A 20693-nucleotide genomic window follows, 5' to 3' on the forward strand; every position below is an offset into this window, starting at 1 on the left:
CTCGTGATGAAGTAATCCTCTTACTTCTTGCGCATCGGCGGCAAGTCGGTGCAGACGCCTTCGAACACTTCCGCCGCCATGCCGATCGATTCTCCCAGCGTCGGGTGAGGATGGATGGTCTTGCCGATGTCGACGGCGTCGGCGCCCATTTCGATGGCCAGGGCGATTTCGCCGATCATGTCGCCGGCGTGCGTGCCGACGATGCCGCCGCCGACGATGCGGTGCGTTTCAGCATCGAACAGCAGCTTGGTGAAACCTTCCGAGCGGGCATTGGCGACGGCGCGGCCCGAAGCGGCCCACGGGAAGTGGCCCTTCTCCAGCTTGATGCCCTTGGCCTTGGCTTCGTCTTCGGTGATGCCGACCCACGCCACTTCCGGATCGGTGTAGGCTACCGAGGGAATGACGCTGGCGTCGAAGTGGCTCTTCTGCCCTGCCGCGGCTTCCGCGGCGACATGGGCTTCATGCACGGCCTTGTGCGCCAGCATCGGCTGGCCGACCAGGTCGCCGATGGCGAAGATGTGCGGCACGTTGGTGCGCATCTGGCTGTCGACCGGAATGAAGCCGCGATCGGTCACGGTCACGCCGGCCTTGTCGGCGGCGATCTTCTTGCCGTTCGGGCTGCGGCCGACGGCCACCAGCACCAGATCGTAGACTTGCGGTTCCGGCGCCTTGGCGCCTGCTTCGGCTGCCTCGAAGGTGACCTTGATGCCTTCCTTCAGCGCTTCGACGGCGACCGTCTTGGTCTTGAGCATGATGTTGTCGAAACGCTTTTCGTTGAACTTCTGCCAGACCTTGACCATGTCGCGGTCGGCGCCCTGCATCAGGCCGTCCATCATTTCGACGACGTCGATGCGCGCGCCCAGCGTGGAGTATACGGTCGCCATTTCCAGGCCGATGATGCCGCCGCCGATGACCAGCATGCGCTTTGGCACCTGGCGCAGTTCCAGCGCCCCGGTCGAGTCGACGATGCGGGGATCCTGGGGTACGAACGGCAGGTTCACCACCGACGAACCGGCGGCGATGATGGCTTGCTTGAACTTGACGGTCTTCTTGCTGCCGTCGACTGCAGTCACCTCGATGTGGTTGGCACCGACGAACTGGCCGACGCCCTGCACCACGTTGACCTTGCGCGCCTTGGCCATGCCGGACAGGCCGCCGGTCATGGTGCCGATGACTTTTTCCTTGTAGGCGCGCAGCTTGTCGATGTCGATTTGCGGCTTGGCGAATGTGACGCCGTGCGATGCCATCGCAGCAGCCTCATCAATCACGGCGGCGACGTGCAGCAGCGCCTTCGACGGAATGCAACCGACGTTCAGGCAGACGCCGCCGAGAGTCGAATAGCGTTCGATCAGCACGGTGTTCATGCCCAGGTCGGCGGCGCGGAATGCGGCGGAATAGCCGCCGGGACCGGCGCCGAGCACCATCATGTCGCATTCGATATCGGCCGAGCCGCCGAAACTGGCAGCAACCGGAGCAGGTGTCGCCGCAGCGGAAGCTGCAGGTGCGGCAGGTGCAGCAGCCGGGGCCGGAGCGGCGGCAGGCGCGGGAGCCGCTGCCGCTTCGCCGCTGGCTTCCACCAGCAGCAAGACGGAGCCCTCGGCAACCTTGTCGCCGACCTTGACTTTCATTTCCTTGATCACGCCAGCGGTGCTGGACGGGATTTCCATGCTGGCCTTGTCGGACTCGACAGTGATCAGCGATTGATCGACCTTGATGGTGTCGCCAACCTTGACCAGCAACTCGATCACTTCCACTTCCTTGAAATCGCCGATATCGGGGACTTTGACTTCGCTCAGACTCATGTCTTTACTCCGTTATGTTCTGTTATTCGCTCAACGCTGTCAGGCTGTCGTCCCAGCGAACGCTGGGACCCAGTGACGTTGCGTTGTCAGGCGAGGCGCATTGATACGCGTCACGCCGCTGGGCTCCGGCTTGCGCCGGAGCGACGAAATGACTTACAGCAGCGACTTGCACAAATCGCCCAGCACTTTGGCCAGGTAAGCCGAGAAGCCTGCTCCTGTATGCGCTCGCGCATTTATAGCAAGGACTTGCGCAAATCGCCCAGCACTTCGGCCAGATAGGCCGAGAAGCGCGCGCCCATCGCGCCGTCGACCACGCGGTGATCGTAGGACAACGAGGTCGGCAGCATCAGGCGCGGCACGAATTGCTTGCCGTCCCAGACCGGCTTGATGATCGACTTGGACAAACCCAGGATCGCCACTTCAGGTGCATTGATGATCGGCGTGAAGGCCGTGCCGCCAATGCCGCCCAGCGACGAAATGGTGAAGGTCGCGCCCTGCATGTCGGCAGGCTTCAACTTGCCGTCGCGCGCCTGCGCCGACAGGTCGCCCATTTCCTGGGCAATCTGGCCGATGCTCTTCTGGTCGGCATTCTTGATCACGGGCACCACCAGGCCGTTCGGCGTGTCGGCGGCGAAACCGATGTTGTAGTACTGCTTCAGGATCAGGTTTTCGCCGTTGGCGTCGAGCGAGGAATTGAAGGCCGGGAATTTCTTCAGCGCCGCGACGCTGGCCTTGATCACGAACGCCAGCATGGTCAGCTTGACCGGCGACTTGGCCTTGGCGTAGGCGTCGTTGGACGACTTGCGGAATTCTTCCAGCTCGGTCACGTCGGCTTCGTCGAACTGCGTGACGTGCGGGATCATGACCCAGTTGCGATGCAGGTTCGGGCCGCTGATCTTCTTGATGCGCGACAGCGGCAGCAGTTCGGTCGGGCCGAACTTGCTGAAGTCCAGCGACGGCCATGGCAACAGGTCGAGGCCGACGCCGCTGCCGTTCTTCGCAGGTGCGGAGGCCGTACCTGCGCCGCCGGCCAGCGCGGCCTTGACGAATTTCTGGATGTCTTCCTGCAGGATGCGGTTCTTCGGACCGGTGCCGACCACGCGGGTCAGGTCGACGCCGAGTTCGCGCGCGAACTTGCGCACCGACGGCGAAGCGTGCGACTTGTTGCCGGCACCAGGCGTGACGGCGGCGACTGCCATCGCAGGCACTGCAGTCGGAGCAGTTGCTGCCGGCGCCGGAGCTGCTGCGGCCGGTGCAGGTGCGGACGCCGGCGTTGCCGGAGCAGTTGCGCCGCCGGTCGCTTCAATCACGGCAACCAGCGAGCCCTTGGCAACCTTGTCGCCGATCTTGACCTTCAATTCCTTGACCACGCCGGCATGGCTGGACGGGATTTCCATGCTCGCCTTGTCGGATTCGACGGTCAGCAGCGATTGCTCGACCTTGACGGTGTCGCCTACCTTGACCAGGATCTCAATGACTTCGACTTCCTTGAAATCGCCGATATCGGGAACCAGGATGTCTTGCAGGCCGCCCGATGTTGCCGGTGCAGCAGGCGCCGGCGCGGGTGCTGCTGGTGCGGGCGCCGACGCCGCCGCGGCAGCCGGAGCGGCCGCGGCGGCAACAGCAGCCGGTGCAGCGGCTGCGCCTTCGGCGTCGACGATCACGACCACGGAGCCTTCGGCAACCTTGTCGCCGAGTTTGACCTTGATTTCCTTGACCACGCCGGCGTGGCTGGACGGGATCTCCATGCTGGCCTTGTCGGATTCGACCGTCAGCAGGGATTGTTCGACTTTGATGGTATCGCCTACCTTGACCAGGATCTCAATGACTTCGACTTCCTTGAAATCGCCGATGTCCGGTACTTTTACTTCGATTTGACTCATCTTTTGCGCTCCGTTTGTTCTGGATCCGGCGCGCTGCACAGGGGGAAAATGCAGCGCCGGATTTGTGTCCGCTCATGTTGAAGGCGGCTTGCCGATAGGACATGACAAGCCGCCTTGCTGATGGTTCAGGTCCGACAGGTTCCCGGTTTATTGGGTCACCGGATTCGGTTTTTCCGGATTGATGCCGTACTTGGCAATCGCTTCGGCGACCACGGAAGGCTTGATCTTGCCTTCGTCGGCCAAGGATTTCAATGCCGCCACGGCCACATAGTAACGATTGACTTCAAAGAACTCACGCAGCTTGGCGCGGGTGTCGGAACGGCCGAAACCGTCCGTGCCCAGCACCTTGTAGGAACGCTCCTTCGGCACGAAGGCGCGGACTTGCTCGGCATAGGTGCGCATGTAGTCGGTCGAGACCACGATCGGGCCTTCGGTCTTTTCCAGACATTGCGAGAAATAGCTGGTGCGTTGCGCATCGGCGGGATGCAGCATGTTCCAGCGCTCCACGTCCTGTCCCTCGCGCGCCAACAGCGTGAACGAAGGTGCGGACCAGACGTCGGCGTCGACTTTCCAGTCGTCTCGCAGCAGGTCGGCGGCGGCGATGACTTCGCGCAGGATCGTGCCGGAACCCAGCAACTGCACGCGCAGCTTGTTCTTCTTGCCGCTTTCGTTCAGCAGGTACAGGCCCTTGATGATGCCTTCTTCCTGGCCCGGCTTGATGCCTGGATGGGCGTAGTTCTCGTTCATCACGGTGATGTAGTAGAACACGTCTTCCTGGTTGCCGACCATGCGGCGCAGGCCGTCATGCATGATCACCGCGACTTCGTGGGCGAAGGTCGGATCGTAAGGCACGCAGTTCGGGATGGTCGACGCCAGCACATGGCTGTGGCCGTCTTCATGCTGCAGGCCTTCGCCGTTCAACGTCGTGCGACCGGCGGTGCCGCCGATCAGGAAGCCGCGCGCGCGCATGTCGCCCGCCGCCCAGACCAGATCGCCGACGCGTTGCAGGCCGAACATCGAGTAATACGTGAAGAACGGGATCATGATGCGGTTGTTGGTCGAGTATGAGGTCGCCGCGGCGATCCACGAGCTCATGCCGCCCGCTTCGTTGATGCCTTCCTGCAGGATCTGCCCGGCCTTGTCTTCGCGGTAGTACATGACCTGGTCTTTGTCGACCGGCTCGTACAACTGGCCGACCTGGCTGAAGATGCCGATCTGGCGGAACAGACCTTCCATACCGAACGTGCGCGATTCGTCGACCATGATCGGCACCACGCGCTGACCCAGGTTGGGGTCGCGCAGCAGTGCCGTCAGCACGCGCGAATAGGCGGCTGTGGTAGAGATTTCACGGCCTTCGGCGGTCGGCTCCAGCATGGCCTGGAAAGCCGACAGTTCGGGCACCGGCAGCTTCTCGTCGGCCTGCGGACGGCGTTGTGGCAGGTAGCCGCCGAGGGCCTTGCGGCGCTCGTGCAGGTATTGCATTTCCGGCGTGTCGTCGGCTGGCTTGAAGAACGGGATGTTCGGCAGTTCGGCATCCGGGATCGGCAACTGGAAGCGGTCGCGCATGGCCTTGATGGCTTCGTCGTCCAGCTTCTTGGTGTTGTGCGCAGTATTGCGCGCCTCGCCGGCCTTGCCGAAACCATAGCCCTTGATGCTCTTTGCCAGGATGACGGTCGGTTGGTCCTTGCTGTCCTGCGCGACCTTGAAGGCGGCATAGATCTTGTGCGGATCGTGGCCGCCGCGGGTCAGGCGCCAGATGTCGTCGTCGGACATCTTGCTGACCATTTCCAGCAGCTTGGGATGTTTGCCGAAGAAATGCTTGCGCACGAAGGCACCGTCCTTGGCCTTGTAGTTCTGATATTCGCCGTCCACGGTTTCCATCATCACTTTTTGCAGGATGCCTTCCTTGTCCTTGGCCAGCAACTCGTCCCAGCCGCTGCCCCAGATGACCTTGACCACGTTCCAGCCGGCGCCGCGGAAGTCGGACTCCAGCTCTTGAATGATCTTGCCGTTGCCGCGCACCGGACCATCCAGGCGTTGCAGGTTGCAGTTGACCACGATCACCAGATTGTTCAGCTTTTCACGGCCGGCCATGCCGATGGCGCCCATCGATTCCGGTTCGTCCATTTCGCCGTCGCCGCAGAAGGCCCATACCTTGCGGTTGGCGGTGTCGGCAATGCCGCGTGCATGCAGGTATTTCAGGAAGCGCGCCTGATAGATCGCCATCAACGGTCCCAGACCCATCGACACGGTCGGGAACTGCCAGAATTTTGGCATCAGCTTCGGATGCGGATACGAGGACAGACCATGGCCGTCGGCTTCGCGACGGAAGTGGAGCAACTGGTCTTCGGTCAGGCGGCCTTCCAGGAAGGCGCGCGCGTAGATGCCAGGCGAGGAGTGGCCCTGGATGTACAACAGGTCGCCGCCGTGGTCTTCGGTCGGGGCGTGCCAGAAATGGTTGAAACCGATGCCCAGCATGTTGGCCAGCGAGGCGAACGAGGACAGGTGGCCGCCGAGGTCGCCGTCGACGCGGTTAGCCTTGACGACCATCGCCATGGCGTTCCAGCGCATCCACGAGCGCAGGCGCTCTTCATATTCCAGATTGCCCGGGCAGTGCTCGCCCTGGTCGGCAGGAATCGTGTTGACGTAAGCGGTGTTGCTGGAAAACGGGATATGGGCGCCGCGGCGGCGGGCCAGATCGACCATGCGTTCCATCAGGTAGTGCGCGCGTTCCGGGCCTTCCGCTTCAATCACGGCTTCGAGGGCGTCGATCCACTCTTGTGTTTCAATCACATCGGGATCGTTGGCGGCTTGCGCCAGGACTTGGTCAATTTGGGCTGACATGGTATGTCTCCTGAGTTGATAGGGATCGGCGGGGAAAGCCGGATCGTTAAGGTGCGATACGCCGTAACGCGATTCTTTTTGCCAATACTGTACGGTCTTTGTGCCGCGTGGACGAGGCATTTTAACAGGGGTTTTTCAATTTTCAAATAGCGATATTTGATTTCATATTATGATATTTTGCTGCAAAGCGGCATAAACACTTGTTCTCCCGCGAGGTGTTTTTTTGCCATCTCTCTTGGAATCACGTAAAACCGCGTTGATTGCAGTGCATCGAAAGCTTCCCGCCCGCAATGTCACGGGCGTGCAGACCTGTATCTATATAGAAGGCCTGGTAAAGCGAAATCAGCGTCTGGCCGAATGATAAACAGATAAGAGATGAAATTGCCCGCCGGGATGGCGTGTATGTGGATATACCGGCAAAAAAACGGCGAACAATCAAAGCATGACTACTCGCCGCTCGAATCCATTCGAAGCCGGAAGAACCTCAGATACTGATATTACCCAGCGTACTGGCGCGATAAGCAGCAACGAAGGTATCGAAGTCGCCGGTCTGGGTGCGCTCCATCGATTGTTGCTGCTCGATGGAAGTCTTCGCCGTTGCGGCGAATTCTGCAGTTTGTTCCACGTTCAGCGGACGCGCGAGGAATTGCGCGGCCTGGGCCCGACTCTGATTCAGGGCAAAGGCGGCAAACGAGTTGCCGGCCGTACGTACTTCCCGGAGGACGCGCGCGGAAGGCGTCAGCTCGGCATCGCGCAGCTTTTCGCGCTGCGCCTGCAAAGCCTGCATATGCTGCTCGCCGCCGGCCTGTTCATCCAGCAAGGCGGCCACCGGCTGCATGCGTTCCAGCAGCGCCAGACCCCAGTCCTGCAAGGCGACGGCTTTACCTTCATGCTGCAATTGCAGGCCCGGACGGCGGCCTTGCTTGACCACGCTGGCGAAGTTGCTGCGGTTTTCAGTGCCACCCGCGTCCGACGTCAACGAGCTTTCCTCGAACGCGATGAAATGCAGGAACACGTCGAGGAAGCGCGAAGCCTGCAGGCTGATGCCGAGCGGTTCGAAAGGATCGATGTCCATGCAGCGCACTTCGACGTACTGAACCCCGCGCGCCGCCAGCGCCTGCACCGGACGTTCGCCGCTGTAGATGACGCGCTTGGGACGGATCGACGAGTAGTACTCGTTTTCGATCTGCAGGATATTGGTGTTGATCTGTATCCACTCGCCGTCACGCTTGGTGCCGATTTCCTCGTAGGCCGGATAGGGCTGGCTGACCGCCTGCGACAGGCTTCTTATATAACTGTGCAGATTGTTGTAGTCCGGCGTGATGTTGGCCTGGGCGTTGCTCTGGTAGCCAAGGTCGCTCATGCGCAGGCTGGTGGCGTACGGCAGGTAAAGCGTGTCGCCGCTCAATGTATCGAGCTGATGCGCACGGCCGCGCAGGAAATTCGACGCCAACGCTGGCGACGCGCCGAACAGATACATCAGCAGCCAGCTATAGCGGCGGAAGTTGCGGATCAGCGCGATGTAGCTTTCCGACTGGTAATCGCGCGCGGAAAACGACGGCTCGACGCTCTGCTCGCTGTCGTCCAGCCCGCGCAACAAGGCCCAGACGTTTTCGTTGAGCGAAAAATTGTAGTGGATGCCTGCGATGCATTGCATGGTTTTGCCGTAACGCAATGCCAGGCCGCGCCGATAGACGTGCTTGAGCGTGCCGATATGCGACGTGCCGTACCAGGCGATCGGAATCTCTTCTTCGGGCGGCAGCACGCAAGGCATGGACTCGTTCCACAGCAGTTCGCCGCCCAGATTGGCATGCACGAAGCGATGGATTTCGTCGAGCCGAGTCAAGGCGTCGGCGATATCGTGTTCGGCCGGCGTGATGAATTCCAGCAAGGATTCCGAATAATCGGTGGTGATCTGCTCATTGGTCAGCGCCGAACCCAGCACGGCCGGATGCGGCGTGGTCGCCAGCCGGCCTTCGGAGGTTACGCGCAGGGTTTCCCGCTCGACGCCGCGCAAGCCTTGTCCAAGCAGCGCGCGGTTTTCCGGGCTGGCAAAAAGGGCGAGACGGCGGGTCAGCAGGTCGGTCATTCAGGGTCCTTCGATGAATTAGTTGGCGGAGCATAACCGAAAATTAAAATCCGCGTCATCGGACAACCAAATCCGCGAACAATCGATTTTGCTCGCATTCAAGTCGCCTGTCTTGCTGCTCCGGGACCTTTATAATGTCGCTTTATACTTTTCAGCCTCAGCCATCATGCCAGCACAACTCATCGACGGAAACCTGCTCTCCCAACAACTGCGCGCCGATGTCGCCAGGCGCGCCGCCGCCCTCACCGCCCAGGGCAAGCAACCCGGCCTGGCCGTGATCCTGGTCGGCGACAGCCAGGCTTCCCAGGTCTACGTGCGCAACAAGGTCAAGGCTTGCCAGGACAACGGCCTTTATTCCGTCATGGAAAAATACGATGCCACGCTGACCGAAGCCGACCTGCTGGCGCGCATCGATGCGCTCAACAAGGATCCGAAGATCCACGGCATCCTGGTGCAATTGCCGCTGCCTGCGCATATCGATGCCCACAAGGTGATCGAAGCGATTGCGCCCGAGAAGGACGTCGACGGCTTCCATGTCAGCAACGCCGGCCTGCTGATGACGGGCCAGCCGCTGTTCCGCCCCTGTACGCCGTATGGCGTGATGAAGATGCTGGAATCCATCGATTACCCGGTGCGCGGCGCCAATGCGGTGGTGGTCGGCGCCTCCAACATCGTCGGCAAGCCGCAGGCGATGTTGCTCTTGCAAGCCGGGGCAACCGTCACTATCTGTAACTCCAAGACCCGCGACCTCGGCCACCATACCCGCCAGGCGGATATCCTGGTGGTGGCGACAGGCAAACGCAACATCGTCACCGCCGACATGGTCAAGCCCGGCGCGGTCGTCATCGATGTCGGCATGAACCGCGACGATAACGGCAAATTGTGCGGCGATGTGGATTTCGCGAACGCCAAGGAGGTCGCAGGCTACATCACCCCCGTGCCGGGCGGCGTGGGGCCGATGACCATCACCATGTTGCTGGTCAATACCATTGAAGCTGCTGAAAGAACCTGAGTTCACCTATGACGACCACTACAGACACCGCGATCGCTCCCGACAACAACCCGCTGCTGGACTTTTCCGGCCTGGCGCGCTTCGATGCGATCAAGCCCGAACACGTCACGCCTGCCGTCGACATCCTGCTGACCAAGGCGAGCAAACTGGTCGCGGAACTGGAAGCGCCGATGGCGCAGGTCACCTGGGCCAATTTCGTCGAACCGCTGGAAAACGCCACCGAGCAACTGGGCCGCGCCTGGAGCATTGTCGGGCATCTGAATTCGGTGGTCGACTCGCCCGAACTGCGCGCCACCTACAATGAAAACCAGCCCAGGCTGGTCGAGTTCTGGACCGCGTTGGGCCAAAACCTGGCGCTGTTCGAAAAGTACAAGGCTGTGCAAACCGGCCCGGAATACGCCGGCCTGTCGGGCGCGCGCAAGAAGGTCATCGACAACGCCGTGCGCGACTTCCGCCTGTCCGGCGCCGAGCTGCCCGACGACAAGAAAGAACGTTTTGCTGAAATCCAGGAAAAGCTGGCGGCGCTGACCACTCGCTTCTCGGAAAACATCCTCGACGCCACCAACGATTTCGGCCTGTTCGTCGAGAACGAAGCCGACCTTGCCGGTCTGCCCGACGACGTCAAGCAGGCCGCGCGCGCTGCCGCCGAAAAAGACGGCAATGGTTTCGAAAAAGGCGGCTTCAAGTTCACGCTGCATTTCCCGTCCTATTTCCCGATCCTGCAATACGCGCACAGCCGTACGCTGCGCGAGCAGATCTACCGCGCCAACGCCACCAAGGCGTCCGAACTGGGCGCCAAGCCGGAATGGGACAACACCGCCAACATGCAGGAAATCCTGCAACTGCGCCACGAAGAAGCCGCCCTGCTGGGCTTCGCCAACTTCGCCGAACTGTCTCTGGTGCCGAAGATGGCGCAGTCGCCGCAAGAAGTCATCCATTTCCTCGAAGACCTCGGCCGTCGCGCGCGTTCCTACGGCGAGAAGGACTGGGCCGAACTGCGCGTCTTCGCCAGGGAAGAACTCGGCCTCGACACGCTCGAAGCCTGGGACATGACCTACGCTTCCGAAAAACTGCGCGAGCAACGCTACGCCTTCTCCGAGCAGGAAGTGAAGCAATACTTCCCCGAGCCGAAGGTGATCGAGGGCCTGTTCCAGGTCATCCAGCGCCTGTTCAACGTCAACATCAAACCCGACAGCGCGCCGGTCTGGCATCAGGACGTCAAGTTCTTCCGCATCGAGCGCGACGGCAAGCTGGTCGGCCAGTTCTACCTCGACCTGTACGCGCGCAACGGCAAGCGCGGCGGCGCCTGGATGGACGACGCCCGCGCCCGCCGCATGACCGCCAATGGCGTGCAGACGCCGATCGCTTACCTGATCTGCAACTTCACCGAGCCGATGACCGTCGACGGCGTGAAGAAGCCAGCCCTGTTCACGCATGACGAAGTCATCACGCTGTTCCACGAATCCGGCCACGGCCTGCATCACATGCTCACGCAAGTCGACGAAGTCGGCGTGTCGGGCATCTCCGGCGTCGAGTGGGACGCGGTCGAACTGCCTTCGCAGTTCATGGAAAACTTCTGCTGGGAATGGGACGTGCTGCAACACATGACCGCCCACGCCGACACCGGCGCGCCGTTGCCGCGCGCGCTGTTCGACAAGATGACCGCCGCCAAGAACTTCCAGTCCGGCCTGCAAATGCTGCGCCAGGTCGAGTTCTCGCTGTTCGACATGCACATCCATTACGACTACGACGCCGCCGGCAAGGACAGCGTGCAATCGGTGCTCGACGCCGTGCGCGACAAGTTCGCGGTGATCCGCCCGCCCGCATTCAACCGCTTCCAGCATTCGTTCAGCCACATCTTCGCAGGCGGCTACGCGGCCGGCTACTACAGCTACAAGTGGGCCGAAGTGCTGTCCGCCGACGCCTACAGCGCGTTTGAAGAAGCCGCCGCCAAGGGCGACAACGTGGTGTCGATCGAAACCGGCCAGCGCTTCCAGCGGGAAATCCTGGCCGTCGGCGGATCGCGTCCGGCGATCGAATCGTTCAAGGCCTTCCGCGGCCGCGAGCCGAGCATCGACGCCCTGCTGCGCCACAGCGGCATGGCGGCTTAAACAATAGCAACAGCCCAGCAGCAGTAGCGACACGGCATTAAAACCTGCCGCCGTCCCAGCGTCGTGCCAACGGTCGGCACGTCACTGGGTCCTGACTTTCGTCAGCATGGCGGCGGTGGTTTAATTCCCTTCTCCGGGTTTTCCTCTTCTCTGGATATGTCTATACTTCGTCCATGACCCGCATCGACTTCCACAGCAACGTCCCCAATAAACTTGCCTACGCCTGCCGCCTGGTGCGCAAGGCGCGCACCGCCCAATGCAATATCGTCCTGCTCGGCAAGGATCGCAGCGAACTGGCCCAGCTCGACCAGTTGCTATGGACGTTCTCGGAACAGGATTTCCTGCCGCATGTGCGCGCCGGCGACCCGCTGGCGGCGCAAACGCCGGTGATCCTGACCGACAGCGAAACCGCGGAATTGCCACACCATCAGGTGCTGATCAACCTGTCCGGCGCCACGCCCGAACACTTCGCCCGTTTCGAGCGCATGTTCGAGATCATCTCCTCGGATGAAACCGACAAAGTCGCCGGACGCGATCGTTATCGTTTCTACAAAGAACGCGGTTACCCCCTCAGCCATTTCGTCGCGGACTGACGCCATGAGCCAGTCCACCGACCACAGCATTCCCCTCCTGACTGAAGTCATCGCTACGCCTGCCGCTGCGGAAACGCCGACGCCGGACTATCACCAGCATTACCAGGCCGAACCTGCGCAACCGTTCCAGCCGCAATACCAACCGACTTACGGCGCCGAGCCGCTGCCGGTCCCGGTCAGTCCGCCGCAGCCCGTGGGCGCGCCAGTCCCGACTGCCGAGCAACTCCTGCACATTCGCCAGGACATTCAGGAAAACGTCATGCAGCAGTTGCTCGGCCAGGTCGACAATGTCCTGGACCGGCATCTCCAAGACCATTTGGCGGTTGTGCTGGACAACATGGCCGACATTCTCAAGACCCGCGTGCGCGCCAGCCTGGAACAGGCGCTGGCTGAAACCGTCGCGCAGGCGCTGGCGGAAGAAATGGCAAAATTTGAAAATGCAAAATATTAAGTCTTAAATAAGAATATTTTGTTTTTTAAACACATCACTCGCTTATTCATTAAAAAATAGAAATTCAGGCACATTGATTGCTTACCTAAAAAATCGATTACTTCTTACAATTTCACCCATCCAAGAGTGACGCAAAGTTGTCCTGGCCCGATGCGCCGACGAAGACGGTACGGTTGTACGGCAAGGAAACGCAACAACGCCTGGTCGGTTTTGCGTCACTCCCATCATTGAACAAGGAGAATGTGATGAAAGTCATCGTATTGGGAGCAGGCATCATCGGCACCGCGTCCGCGTGGTTTTTGAAGCGTGAGGGGCATGACGTCACCGTCATCGACCGCCAGCCCGGCGCCGCCCAGGAGACCAGTTTCGCCAACGGCTGCCAGATTTCGGTGTCGCACGCCGAACCGTGGGCCAACCCCTCCGCTCCGCTCAAGGTCCTGAAGTGGCTGGGCAAGGAAGATGCGCCGCTGCTGTACCGCTTCCGTCCCGAATGGCTGCAATGGAAATGGGCCGTGAACTTCCTGCGCGAATGCACGCCTGCGCGCACCGACGCCAACATCCGCCAGATCGTCGCGCTGTGCGAATACAGCCGCCAGACGCTGGTGGCCCTGCGCGCCGAAACCGGCATCCAGTACGACCACCTGACCAAGGGCATCCTGCACTTCTATACGGAAGAGAAGGAATTCGAACTCTCGCTGCCGGCCGCCAAACTGATGCGCGACCTCGGTTGCCCGCGCGATTCGATCAGCGCCGAAGAAGTAATCAGAATCGAACCGGCCCTGGCCAGCATCCGCGACAAGATCGTCGGCGGCGACTTCACCGCCACCGATGAATCGGGCGACGTCTACAAGCTCACCACCGGCCTGGCGCAAAAGGCTGAAGACGCTGGCGTCGACTTCCAGTTCAACTCCACCATCACCCGCCTGCTGACCGAAGGCACGGGTGCCGCCGCAAAAATCACCGGCGTCGAAGTCATCGACGGCGCAGGCCGTCACAAGATCTTGCGTGCCGACGCCTTCGTGGTCGCCATGGGCAGCTTCTCCGAACCGCTGCTGCGTCCGCTGGGCATCAACCTGCTGCTGTATCCGGGCAAGGGCTATTCGGCGACCTACAAGGTCACCAACCCGGATGCGGCGCCGACCGTCTCGCTGACCGACGACGGCTACAAGCTGGTGGTTTCGCGCCTGGGCGATCGCCTGCGCGTGGCCGGCACCTGCGAACTGAACGGCTACACCCGCGAACTGAACAACACGCGCTGCGAGGCGATTACGCGCCGCACCCGCGAACTGTTCCCGGACGGCTGCGACTACGACAATCCGGTGTACTGGACCGGCCTGCGTCCGTTGACGCCGTCCAACATCCCGTACGTCGGCAAGACCAAGTTCAGCAACTTGTACCTCAATACCGGCCACGGCACGCTCGGCTGGACCATGGGTTGCGGCTCGGGCCGCGCGATTGCCGAAATCATTGCCGGCCGCCAACCGGAAATCGACTTCGGCTTCACCGGCCTGCCGCGCAAAACGCCGCGCAAGCTGGCTGCCCAGCCGGCATAACCGGCATTTCCCTCCTTATAGCCCGAACCTCGCCCTCCCCCTGGCGAGGTTTTGGCCCTTATTTTTTACATTTTTTCACTGATCCACCGCAAAGCCCCTCAAATCGGCTTGGTGTAGAATCAGCCTCATCCATCTCGGCACATCTGCCGGATTTCCAGATCATCACGCATCCGTCGCACTGATATTGCGCGCGGGGTGCTTATCCATATCGGACTGCCGCTCGCCGCGGCCGTCATCATGAGGACATTGCAATGAAGTGGGTTGTTGTCGGCATTTATCTTTTTTCCATCTTTTTCATCCATTTCCGCGGAAAGGTGAGACTGCCGTTTTTCCGGCAATTCTTCGACCACTCCTCGATCATGGCCCCGATCAATGTATTCATGTACGCCTTCTCGCGCGTGCCGGCAGTGCCGTATCCCGCGGTCGACGACTTCCAGAACCTGCACCTGCTCGACGACAACTGGGAAACCATCAAGGCCGAGGCGGTAAACCTGCAAAACATTTCCAAGATCAAGGCCGCGGAAAAGAATGACGATGCCGGTTTCAACTCCTTCTTCAAGGCCGGCTGGAAGCGTTTTTACCTGAAATGGTACGACGCCAGCCATCCGTCGGCCGAGCAGTTCTGCCCCAAGACGGTGGAAATCCTGCGCAAGATTCCCTGCGTCAAGGCCGCCATGTTCGCGGAGCTGGCGCCCGGCGGCACGCTCAATCCGCATCGCGATCCTTATGCCGGTTCGTTGCGCTATCACCTGGGCCTGGTGACGCCCAACGACGACCGCTGCTTCATCGAAGTCGACGGCCAACGCTACAGTTGGCGCGACGGCAAGAGCGTGGTGTTCGACGAGACCTTCATTCACTGGGCGCAAAACGGTGCCGACACGAACCGTATCATCCTGTTCTGCGACGTCGAGCGTCCATTGCGTTATCGCTGGGCGCAAGCCATCAACAGATGGCTCGGCAAGACCATGATGACCGCCGCCAGTTCGCCCAATGAAACCGGCGACCAGACCGGCCGCATCAACAAGCTGTTCCGTTTCGTCTGGCTCGCCGGCCAATACCGCCGCAAGTTCAAAAAGTGGAATCGCAACGTCTATCGCGCCACCAAGTTCGCCCTGATCGCCGCCGTCGCGCTGGCGATCATCTACCTGTAAATTCCCTCTTTCTCCCGGCGCAAGTTCGCACGAGTTTGCGCTGCGGCATTCCCTTCCTCCTCTGCAACATCGCGTCGGCGTTTCATGAAAAGACGAGCGGCATTTCAGCGCACCGGGACCGCGATGCACCGCTGCGGGACGCACCATTTTTAAGACGACATCGTCAAAAAAGCGAGGCCCGCGTCGACTTCCACGTCGCATCGAATTCCACTACGGCAATGTATTTACGGCATGGGGAAAACGACGAAAATTTTCACGCGACGCCAATATAGTGCGAACAATGCAAGCAAAACTGATGAAAAATTTCCGCTCGGAAATGAAACCGAATTATTCCTTTTGATTTCATGTCAACGCAATAGCTGTTCGTCGAAGCTGCGTGTAAAATCCCGAGATTGACGGCTTGATTCATGGCTTGATTCTTGCGTAAAGTTCTTACGCATTCTATGAATGGTAAGCCTATCAAAACCTGCTGGCGATCTCGCGAGCAACGCGGCGCAAGCGTGAGCAGGTTCTTAGAGTACCCACCAAACATAGAATAATGTGCTCAAGCAGGAGTCGACATCCGGATGATGAAACAGCTTCTAAAGAACCTGGTAGATATCACAGCGCAGCGTGAAAATTCGCGCCTTGCCGGCTCCGTCATCCTGGCGTTGCATGAACTGGCCCAGGTCAGGCAGATTCGCGTGCTGGAAATTTTTTCTCTGCGCGAAGAAATGTTCGTGCAGGAAAAGATGTTCCTCAACGACGAGCACCTGAGCACCATCGCCGAACACACCGAAGACGATCCCAAGGAACCTATCGCCCGCTATCCATCGATCATGGAATGCATGCGGCAGCACAAGAACGAGCATTACGAAATCGCCGCCGACGGCTGGCATGTACTATGGCTGCCGGTGTGGTTGCACGGCAAGATCAACACCTGTCTCGAGATACGTCATCCGCACCCTTACGACACCGCAACGCTGGAGCTGATCGACGGCATCTTCGGCATTTACTGCAACTATCAAAGCCTGCTCGACTATAGCGAACGCGATGCGCTGACAGGTCTCTTCAACCGCAAGACCTTCGACGAACAATTCTCGCGCCATGCCTTCGCCCTCGCGCCGCACGAAGCGCATTCGCTGGACAACGACGAACGCCGCCATGCCGGCGACAGCAAAGCGCACTGGCTGGCCGTGGTCGACATCGACCATTTCAAGCAGGTCAACGATCAGTACGGCCATCTGTACGGCGACGAAGTGCTGATTCTGGTGGCCAACATCTTGCGCACCTCATTCCGTTCGCATGACCGCATCTTCCGCTTCGGCGGCGAAGAATTCGTGATCCTGCTGCGCTCCACCACGCTGGCCGACGCCAGCAAGATTTTCGACCGCTTCCGCCAGCATGTACAGGAATACGACTTCCCGCAGGTCGGCAAGGTCACCGTCAGCCTCGGCTTCGTCGGCATTTCGCAGGAAACGCCGGTGGTCATCCTGGGCCACGCCGACCAGGCGTTGTATCACGCCAAGAAAAACGGCCGCAACCGCATCTGCTTCTACGATGAACTGGTGACCTCGGGCGTACTGAGCAATGAAATATCGACCAACGATATTGTCGAATTCTTCTGAATTTCCAGTCCTTTTTGTTATACAGGCCAAGACCATCTGCGTGCCGCATCGCCCCGTGCAACCATGCTTTGAAGGCACAGTACTTCCCTGACGCTCTCCCGTGGCCAGAAACGCCCGATAAGCTTGATCGGGCCTTGACCAATTGCAACATGTCCGACGACGCAATGCCGACGTCGATATTGACGAATTCCGCCATTTTTTATGGTCTTTTCGACACTTCAAAAATGCGAGTTCGATCCGATGATAAGTTTGCTTACATTGCCGGAGCCAGGCTGCTTTCCTTTTGAAAGTATCTCAAGTCGCTGCGCCTTGTCATGCTGAATGGATGTATTCAGACATTTCTTGTAAAGGAGCTTCGTATGCAACACAAGAAACTCAAGCAAATCGGCGGCCTGTTGATCCTGTTGGGCGCCATGTCCTTACTCCACGCGGAGCAAAAAGCCAACATCGTCATCGTCGCCACGGGCGGCACCATCGCCGGAGCCAGCACATCAAGCATTCGCTCCCCTGCTTATCAATCCGCCGTCGTTCCCGTCGACAGGTTGATCGCCGCGGTTCCCGAGATCAACGCGGTGGCCCACGTGAAAGGGGAGCAGATTTTCCAGGTCCCCAGCGAGAATTTCAATGACGAACGCCTGCTCAAACTGGGCAAGCGCATTTCCGAGCTGCTCAAACAGCGCGACGTGGACGGCATTGTCATTACGCATGGCGTCGACACGCTGGAAGAAACCGCCTACTTCCTCAACCTCACATTGAAAAGCGACAAACCCGTGGTTCTGGTCGGCGCCATGCGGCCCGCCACGGCGCTGGGCACCGACGGTGCGCTCAACCTGTACGAAGCCGTTTTGGTGGCATCCAGCAAGGAAGCCGTCGGTAAAGGCACACTGGTCGTGATGAACGATGAAATTTATTCCGGCCGCGACGTTACGATGAGCGACTCGCTCAAGGTCAACACGATGCGTTCGCCTTATGGCCCGCTGGGACTCGTCGTCGAAGACAGGGTATTGTTCTATCGTCAGCCGACGCGTCCGCATACGACCGCAACCGAATTCGATATCGACAAACTGACCAGCCTGCCGCGCGTCGATATCGTCTACAACTACGGCAATGCGAATCCTGTCGCCTATCAAGCCGTGGCCAATGCCGGCGCCAAAGCCATCATCCACAACGGCACCGGCAACGGCAGCGTCGCCGAACAGATCATCCCGGTGTTGCAGGAAATCCGCAGCAAAGGCATACAGGTGGTGCGTGCATCGCGCACCGGCAACGGCGTGATCATCCGCGACGGCGAGCAGCCCGACGACCGCTTCGACTGGCTGGTCGCCGGCGACCAGAGCGCCCAGCAAGCGCGCATCCTGACCGCGCTTGCCTTGACCAGGACCAACGACAGGCAGACCATACAAGAAATCTTGTGGAAATACTGAACCGTTGCCGGATCATCCCTGCACGGGAGACATGTCCGAAAAGAAAGCCGTTCGAATGAACGGCTTTTTGTTTGGGGTCGACGTCAGCCTTTCCGCCCCTTGCGTTGCTTCAGGTAACCGATCACGCCCGGCATGAACGACAGCACCACGATGGCGAGGATCAGCAGACTGAGATTCTGCTTCACGACGGGAAGATTGCCGAAGAAGTAACCGGCATAGGAAAAACTGGCCACCCACAGGATGCCGCCGATCACGTTGAAGGCCAAGAACCGCGGATACGTCATGGCGCCCACGCCGGCGACAAACGGCGCGAAGGTGCGCACGATGGGCGCGAAACGCGCGATGATCACGGTCTTGCCGCCGTGGCGCTCATAGAAGGCATGGGTCTTGTCCAGGTACTCGCGCTTGAAGAAACGCGAATCGGGCTTGTCGAACAGCTTCAGCCCGATGGACTTGCCGATCTGGTAGTTGACGCTGTCGCCGAGGATGGCGGCGGCGATCAGCGTCAGCACGATCAAATGGATATCGATGGCGCCGGTCGCCGCCATGGCCCCGGTCACGAACAACAGCGAGTCGCCCGGCAGGATGGGCGTCACCACCAGGCCGGTCTCGGCGAAGACGATCAGGAACAGGATCAGGAACAACCACGGGCCGTACGCCGCGGCCAGCTCGGCCAAATGACGATCGATGTGGACGACGAAATCGACCAGAAACAAAAGAAAATCCATGAGCACCCGCCGGGAAGTTGAAAAATGCGCGAACAGAAAAGAACGCGCATTGTATCAAGATGCGCGTCCGCGCCCGGCGGAATCCGGTTCACATCGTCACGGCGCGAACTGTTTATAGAGTTTTTCAGCCACGGCGAACAAGGCATCGTTGGCGCCGGAACTGGCGATGTTGGTCACCACCACCATGGCAAAGTCCTTTTCCGCGCTGAACCAGATGTGCGCCAGGTTCTTCTGGTTGGAGCCGCCGTGGAAGACCAGTGGCTGCGGCGCCCAATCCATCTTCACTACCACCCAGCCCAACGCATACTTGCCGGCCGCAGGCGTGCCGGGCGCCGGGTTCTGCACCGACGGCATGTCGATGACGGCGGCATGCAGCAGCTTCAGCGTCCCGGGCTTGAGCAAATCCGGACCCCGTTTTCCCTCGCCGGCATTCCAGCCGGCCCAGCGCGCAAAATCCAGCACCGACATATGCGCCAGCCCGGCCGGTCCGATGATCTGCGGATTGTCGTCGCCGGGACCGGCCATGAAGGCTTTGGCCGTGTCCTCTCCCACCATCACATGGCCGAGCGCGGCGTCGACCCTGCCGATCTGCGCCTGCGAACCGAGGCCGGCGGTCTTCAATTCCATCGGGTCGAAGATCCATTCATTGATCAACTCTTCCCAGCTCTTCCTGGCGACCCGCTCGATCATCGCGCCGGCGATGGTATAGCCCATGTTGGAATAGGCGAAGCGCTGACCCGGCTGCGCCTGCAAGGGCTTGCTCATCCATTGCTGCACGGCCCAGTAGCGCAGGTCGTCGAGATTGCCTTCCTCGAATACCGACTTGGCCAGCACGTCCATGAACTCGGCATTGTCGGCCGGGATGCCGGAGGTATGCGAGAGCAATTCGCGGATGGTGATGCTGCGGAAACCCGGGTCCATCTTTGGCGCCAGCTCCGGGAAAACCTCGCCGACGGTCGTGGTCCACGCCATCGCGCCGCGATCGACCAGGATGCCGGCCAGCGTGGCCGTGAACGCCTTGGTGTCGGAACCGATATGGAAGCGGTCATTGACGGTGACCGGAATACCCGAGCCGACCTTGCGCGTGCCGACCGCGCCGGCGCCGACGATGCGGCCGTTCTGGACCACGGCGGCGGCCAGCGCCGGCAACTTGTATTGAATCAGATAGGGCGTCAGCGTCTGATCGAGCGACACCATGGCAACCGGCGCAGCGGTCTGCGCCATGCCGAGCTGACAAACGCACCAGAGCAACGCGGACGCCAGTAGCTGACGAGAAGCGGAATGCAGAACGGGCATGAAAAATCCTTTTTTACCGGCGATATGGGTGCCGGCATTTTATCCGTATTCGCTGCGGCGGATGCAGCCGGCACACGGACTCGGACCACATACGGCAACGCAAACTTACCTTTCTTTACGCCGGAAACGCACAAGTCTTTCCATTCCCC

14 protein-coding genes are annotated in these 20693 nt (G+C 60.2%); 8 read left to right on the top strand and 6 right to left on the bottom strand.

The annotated features are described in order from the left end of the window. Window positions 1-20 precede the first annotated feature (20 nt). The 4 genes from lpdA to gshA form a co-directional block, all read right to left on the bottom strand. Entirely contained in the window at window positions 21-1802 is a 1782-nt protein-coding gene (lpdA, locus tag RV1423_RS01615) for a dihydrolipoyl dehydrogenase (protein WP_034292369.1), read from the bottom strand. A 233-nt stretch (window positions 1803-2035) separates the two neighbouring features. Beyond that, the gene (gene aceF, locus RV1423_RS01620) at window positions 2036-3685 is read right to left on the bottom strand and encodes a dihydrolipoyllysine-residue acetyltransferase (protein ID WP_034292371.1); all 1650 of its coding nucleotides are present in this window, start codon (window positions 3683-3685) and stop codon (window positions 2036-2038) included. 147 nt (window positions 3686-3832) lie between these two features. Continuing rightward, entirely contained in the window at window positions 3833-6529 is a 2697-nt protein-coding gene (gene aceE / locus RV1423_RS01625; protein ID WP_034292372.1) for a pyruvate dehydrogenase (acetyl-transferring), homodimeric type, read from the bottom strand. 484 nt (window positions 6530-7013) lie between these two features. Further along, window positions 7014-8618, bottom strand: a complete 1605-nt coding sequence (gshA, locus tag RV1423_RS01630) for a glutamate--cysteine ligase (protein WP_034292374.1) — start codon at window positions 8616-8618, stop codon at window positions 7014-7016. A gap of 166 nt (window positions 8619-8784) precedes the next feature. On the opposite strand from gshA, the gene folD reads away from it, so the two are divergent. The 8 genes from folD (at window position 8785) to RV1423_RS01675 (ending at window position 18520) form a co-directional block, all read left to right on the top strand. After that, on the top strand, window positions 8785-9630 hold the full coding sequence (gene folD, locus RV1423_RS01635) for a bifunctional methylenetetrahydrofolate dehydrogenase/methenyltetrahydrofolate cyclohydrolase FolD (protein ID WP_034292539.1): 846 nt from the start codon (window positions 8785-8787) through the stop codon (window positions 9628-9630). A gap of 8 nt (window positions 9631-9638) precedes the next feature. Then, entirely contained in the window at window positions 9639-11741 is a 2103-nt protein-coding gene (locus tag RV1423_RS01640) for a M3 family metallopeptidase (protein WP_051516411.1), read from the top strand. Between the two features lie 173 nt (window positions 11742-11914). After that, on the top strand, window positions 11915-12334 hold the full coding sequence (locus RV1423_RS01645) for a DNA polymerase III subunit chi (protein WP_034292376.1): 420 nt from the start codon (window positions 11915-11917) through the stop codon (window positions 12332-12334). A gap of 4 nt (window positions 12335-12338) precedes the next feature. Beyond that, window positions 12339-12785 (top strand): hypothetical protein, encoded by a 447-nt coding sequence (locus tag RV1423_RS01650; protein WP_034292378.1) that lies wholly within the window; start codon window positions 12339-12341, stop codon window positions 12783-12785. Between the two features lie 245 nt (window positions 12786-13030). Further along, on the top strand, window positions 13031-14338 hold the full coding sequence (locus tag RV1423_RS01655) for a D-amino acid dehydrogenase (protein WP_034292380.1): 1308 nt from the start codon (window positions 13031-13033) through the stop codon (window positions 14336-14338). Between the two features lie 251 nt (window positions 14339-14589). Further along, window positions 14590-15489 (top strand): lipid A hydroxylase LpxO, encoded by a 900-nt coding sequence (gene lpxO, locus RV1423_RS01660; RefSeq protein ID WP_034292382.1) that lies wholly within the window; start codon window positions 14590-14592, stop codon window positions 15487-15489. Window positions 15490-16055: 566 nt separating this feature from the next. Then, the gene (locus tag RV1423_RS01665; protein WP_034292384.1) at window positions 16056-17096 is read left to right on the top strand and encodes a GGDEF domain-containing protein; all 1041 of its coding nucleotides are present in this window, start codon (window positions 16056-16058) and stop codon (window positions 17094-17096) included. A gap of 359 nt (window positions 17097-17455) precedes the next feature. Beyond that, window positions 17456-18520, top strand: coding sequence for an asparaginase (locus tag RV1423_RS01675; RefSeq protein ID WP_034292388.1), 1065 nt, complete (start codon window positions 17456-17458; stop codon window positions 18518-18520). A gap of 83 nt (window positions 18521-18603) precedes the next feature. Here RV1423_RS01675 and RV1423_RS01680 read toward each other — a convergent pair whose 3' ends face one another. Further along, window positions 18604-19248: a DedA family protein gene (locus RV1423_RS01680; RefSeq protein ID WP_034292390.1), complete on the bottom strand. Its 645-nt coding sequence runs from the start codon at window positions 19246-19248 to the stop codon at window positions 18604-18606. A gap of 96 nt (window positions 19249-19344) precedes the next feature. Next, window positions 19345-20544 (bottom strand): serine hydrolase, encoded by a 1200-nt coding sequence (locus tag RV1423_RS01685; RefSeq protein ID WP_034292392.1) that lies wholly within the window; start codon window positions 20542-20544, stop codon window positions 19345-19347. Window positions 20545-20693 lie beyond the last annotated feature (149 nt).

Source organism: Herbaspirillum sp. RV1423 (assembly GCF_000577615.1).
In the GTDB taxonomy this organism is placed as follows: domain Bacteria; phylum Pseudomonadota; class Gammaproteobacteria; order Burkholderiales; family Burkholderiaceae_D; genus Herbaspirillum.

What these genes read in the sequence shown, in the direction of transcription:
- lpdA (WP_034292369.1), bottom strand. Translation starts at nt 1,802, where the DNA reads ATGAGTCTGAGCGAAGTCAAAGTCCCCGATATCGGCGATTTCAAGGAA.
- aceF (WP_034292371.1), bottom strand. Translation starts at nt 3,685, where the DNA reads ATGAGTCAAATCGAAGTAAAAGTACCGGACATCGGCGATTTCAAGGAA.
- aceE (WP_034292372.1), bottom strand. Translation starts at nt 6,529, where the DNA reads ATGTCAGCCCAAATTGACCAAGTCCTGGCGCAAGCCGCCAACGATCCC.
- gshA (WP_034292374.1), bottom strand. Translation starts at nt 8,618, where the DNA reads ATGACCGACCTGCTGACCCGCCGTCTCGCCCTTTTTGCCAGCCCGGAA.
- folD (WP_034292539.1), top strand. Translation starts at nt 8,785, where the DNA reads ATGCCAGCACAACTCATCGACGGAAACCTGCTCTCCCAACAACTGCGC.
- RV1423_RS01640 (WP_051516411.1), top strand. Translation starts at nt 9,639, where the DNA reads ATGACGACCACTACAGACACCGCGATCGCTCCCGACAACAACCCGCTG.
- RV1423_RS01645 (WP_034292376.1), top strand. Translation starts at nt 11,915, where the DNA reads ATGACCCGCATCGACTTCCACAGCAACGTCCCCAATAAACTTGCCTAC.
- RV1423_RS01650 (WP_034292378.1), top strand. Translation starts at nt 12,339, where the DNA reads ATGAGCCAGTCCACCGACCACAGCATTCCCCTCCTGACTGAAGTCATC.
- RV1423_RS01655 (WP_034292380.1), top strand. Translation starts at nt 13,031, where the DNA reads ATGAAAGTCATCGTATTGGGAGCAGGCATCATCGGCACCGCGTCCGCG.
- lpxO (WP_034292382.1), top strand. Translation starts at nt 14,590, where the DNA reads ATGAAGTGGGTTGTTGTCGGCATTTATCTTTTTTCCATCTTTTTCATC.
- RV1423_RS01665 (WP_034292384.1), top strand. Translation starts at nt 16,056, where the DNA reads ATGATGAAACAGCTTCTAAAGAACCTGGTAGATATCACAGCGCAGCGT.
- RV1423_RS01675 (WP_034292388.1), top strand. Translation starts at nt 17,456, where the DNA reads ATGCAACACAAGAAACTCAAGCAAATCGGCGGCCTGTTGATCCTGTTG.
- RV1423_RS01680 (WP_034292390.1), bottom strand. Translation starts at nt 19,248, where the DNA reads ATGGATTTTCTTTTGTTTCTGGTCGATTTCGTCGTCCACATCGATCGT.
- RV1423_RS01685 (WP_034292392.1), bottom strand. Translation starts at nt 20,544, where the DNA reads ATGCCCGTTCTGCATTCCGCTTCTCGTCAGCTACTGGCGTCCGCGTTG.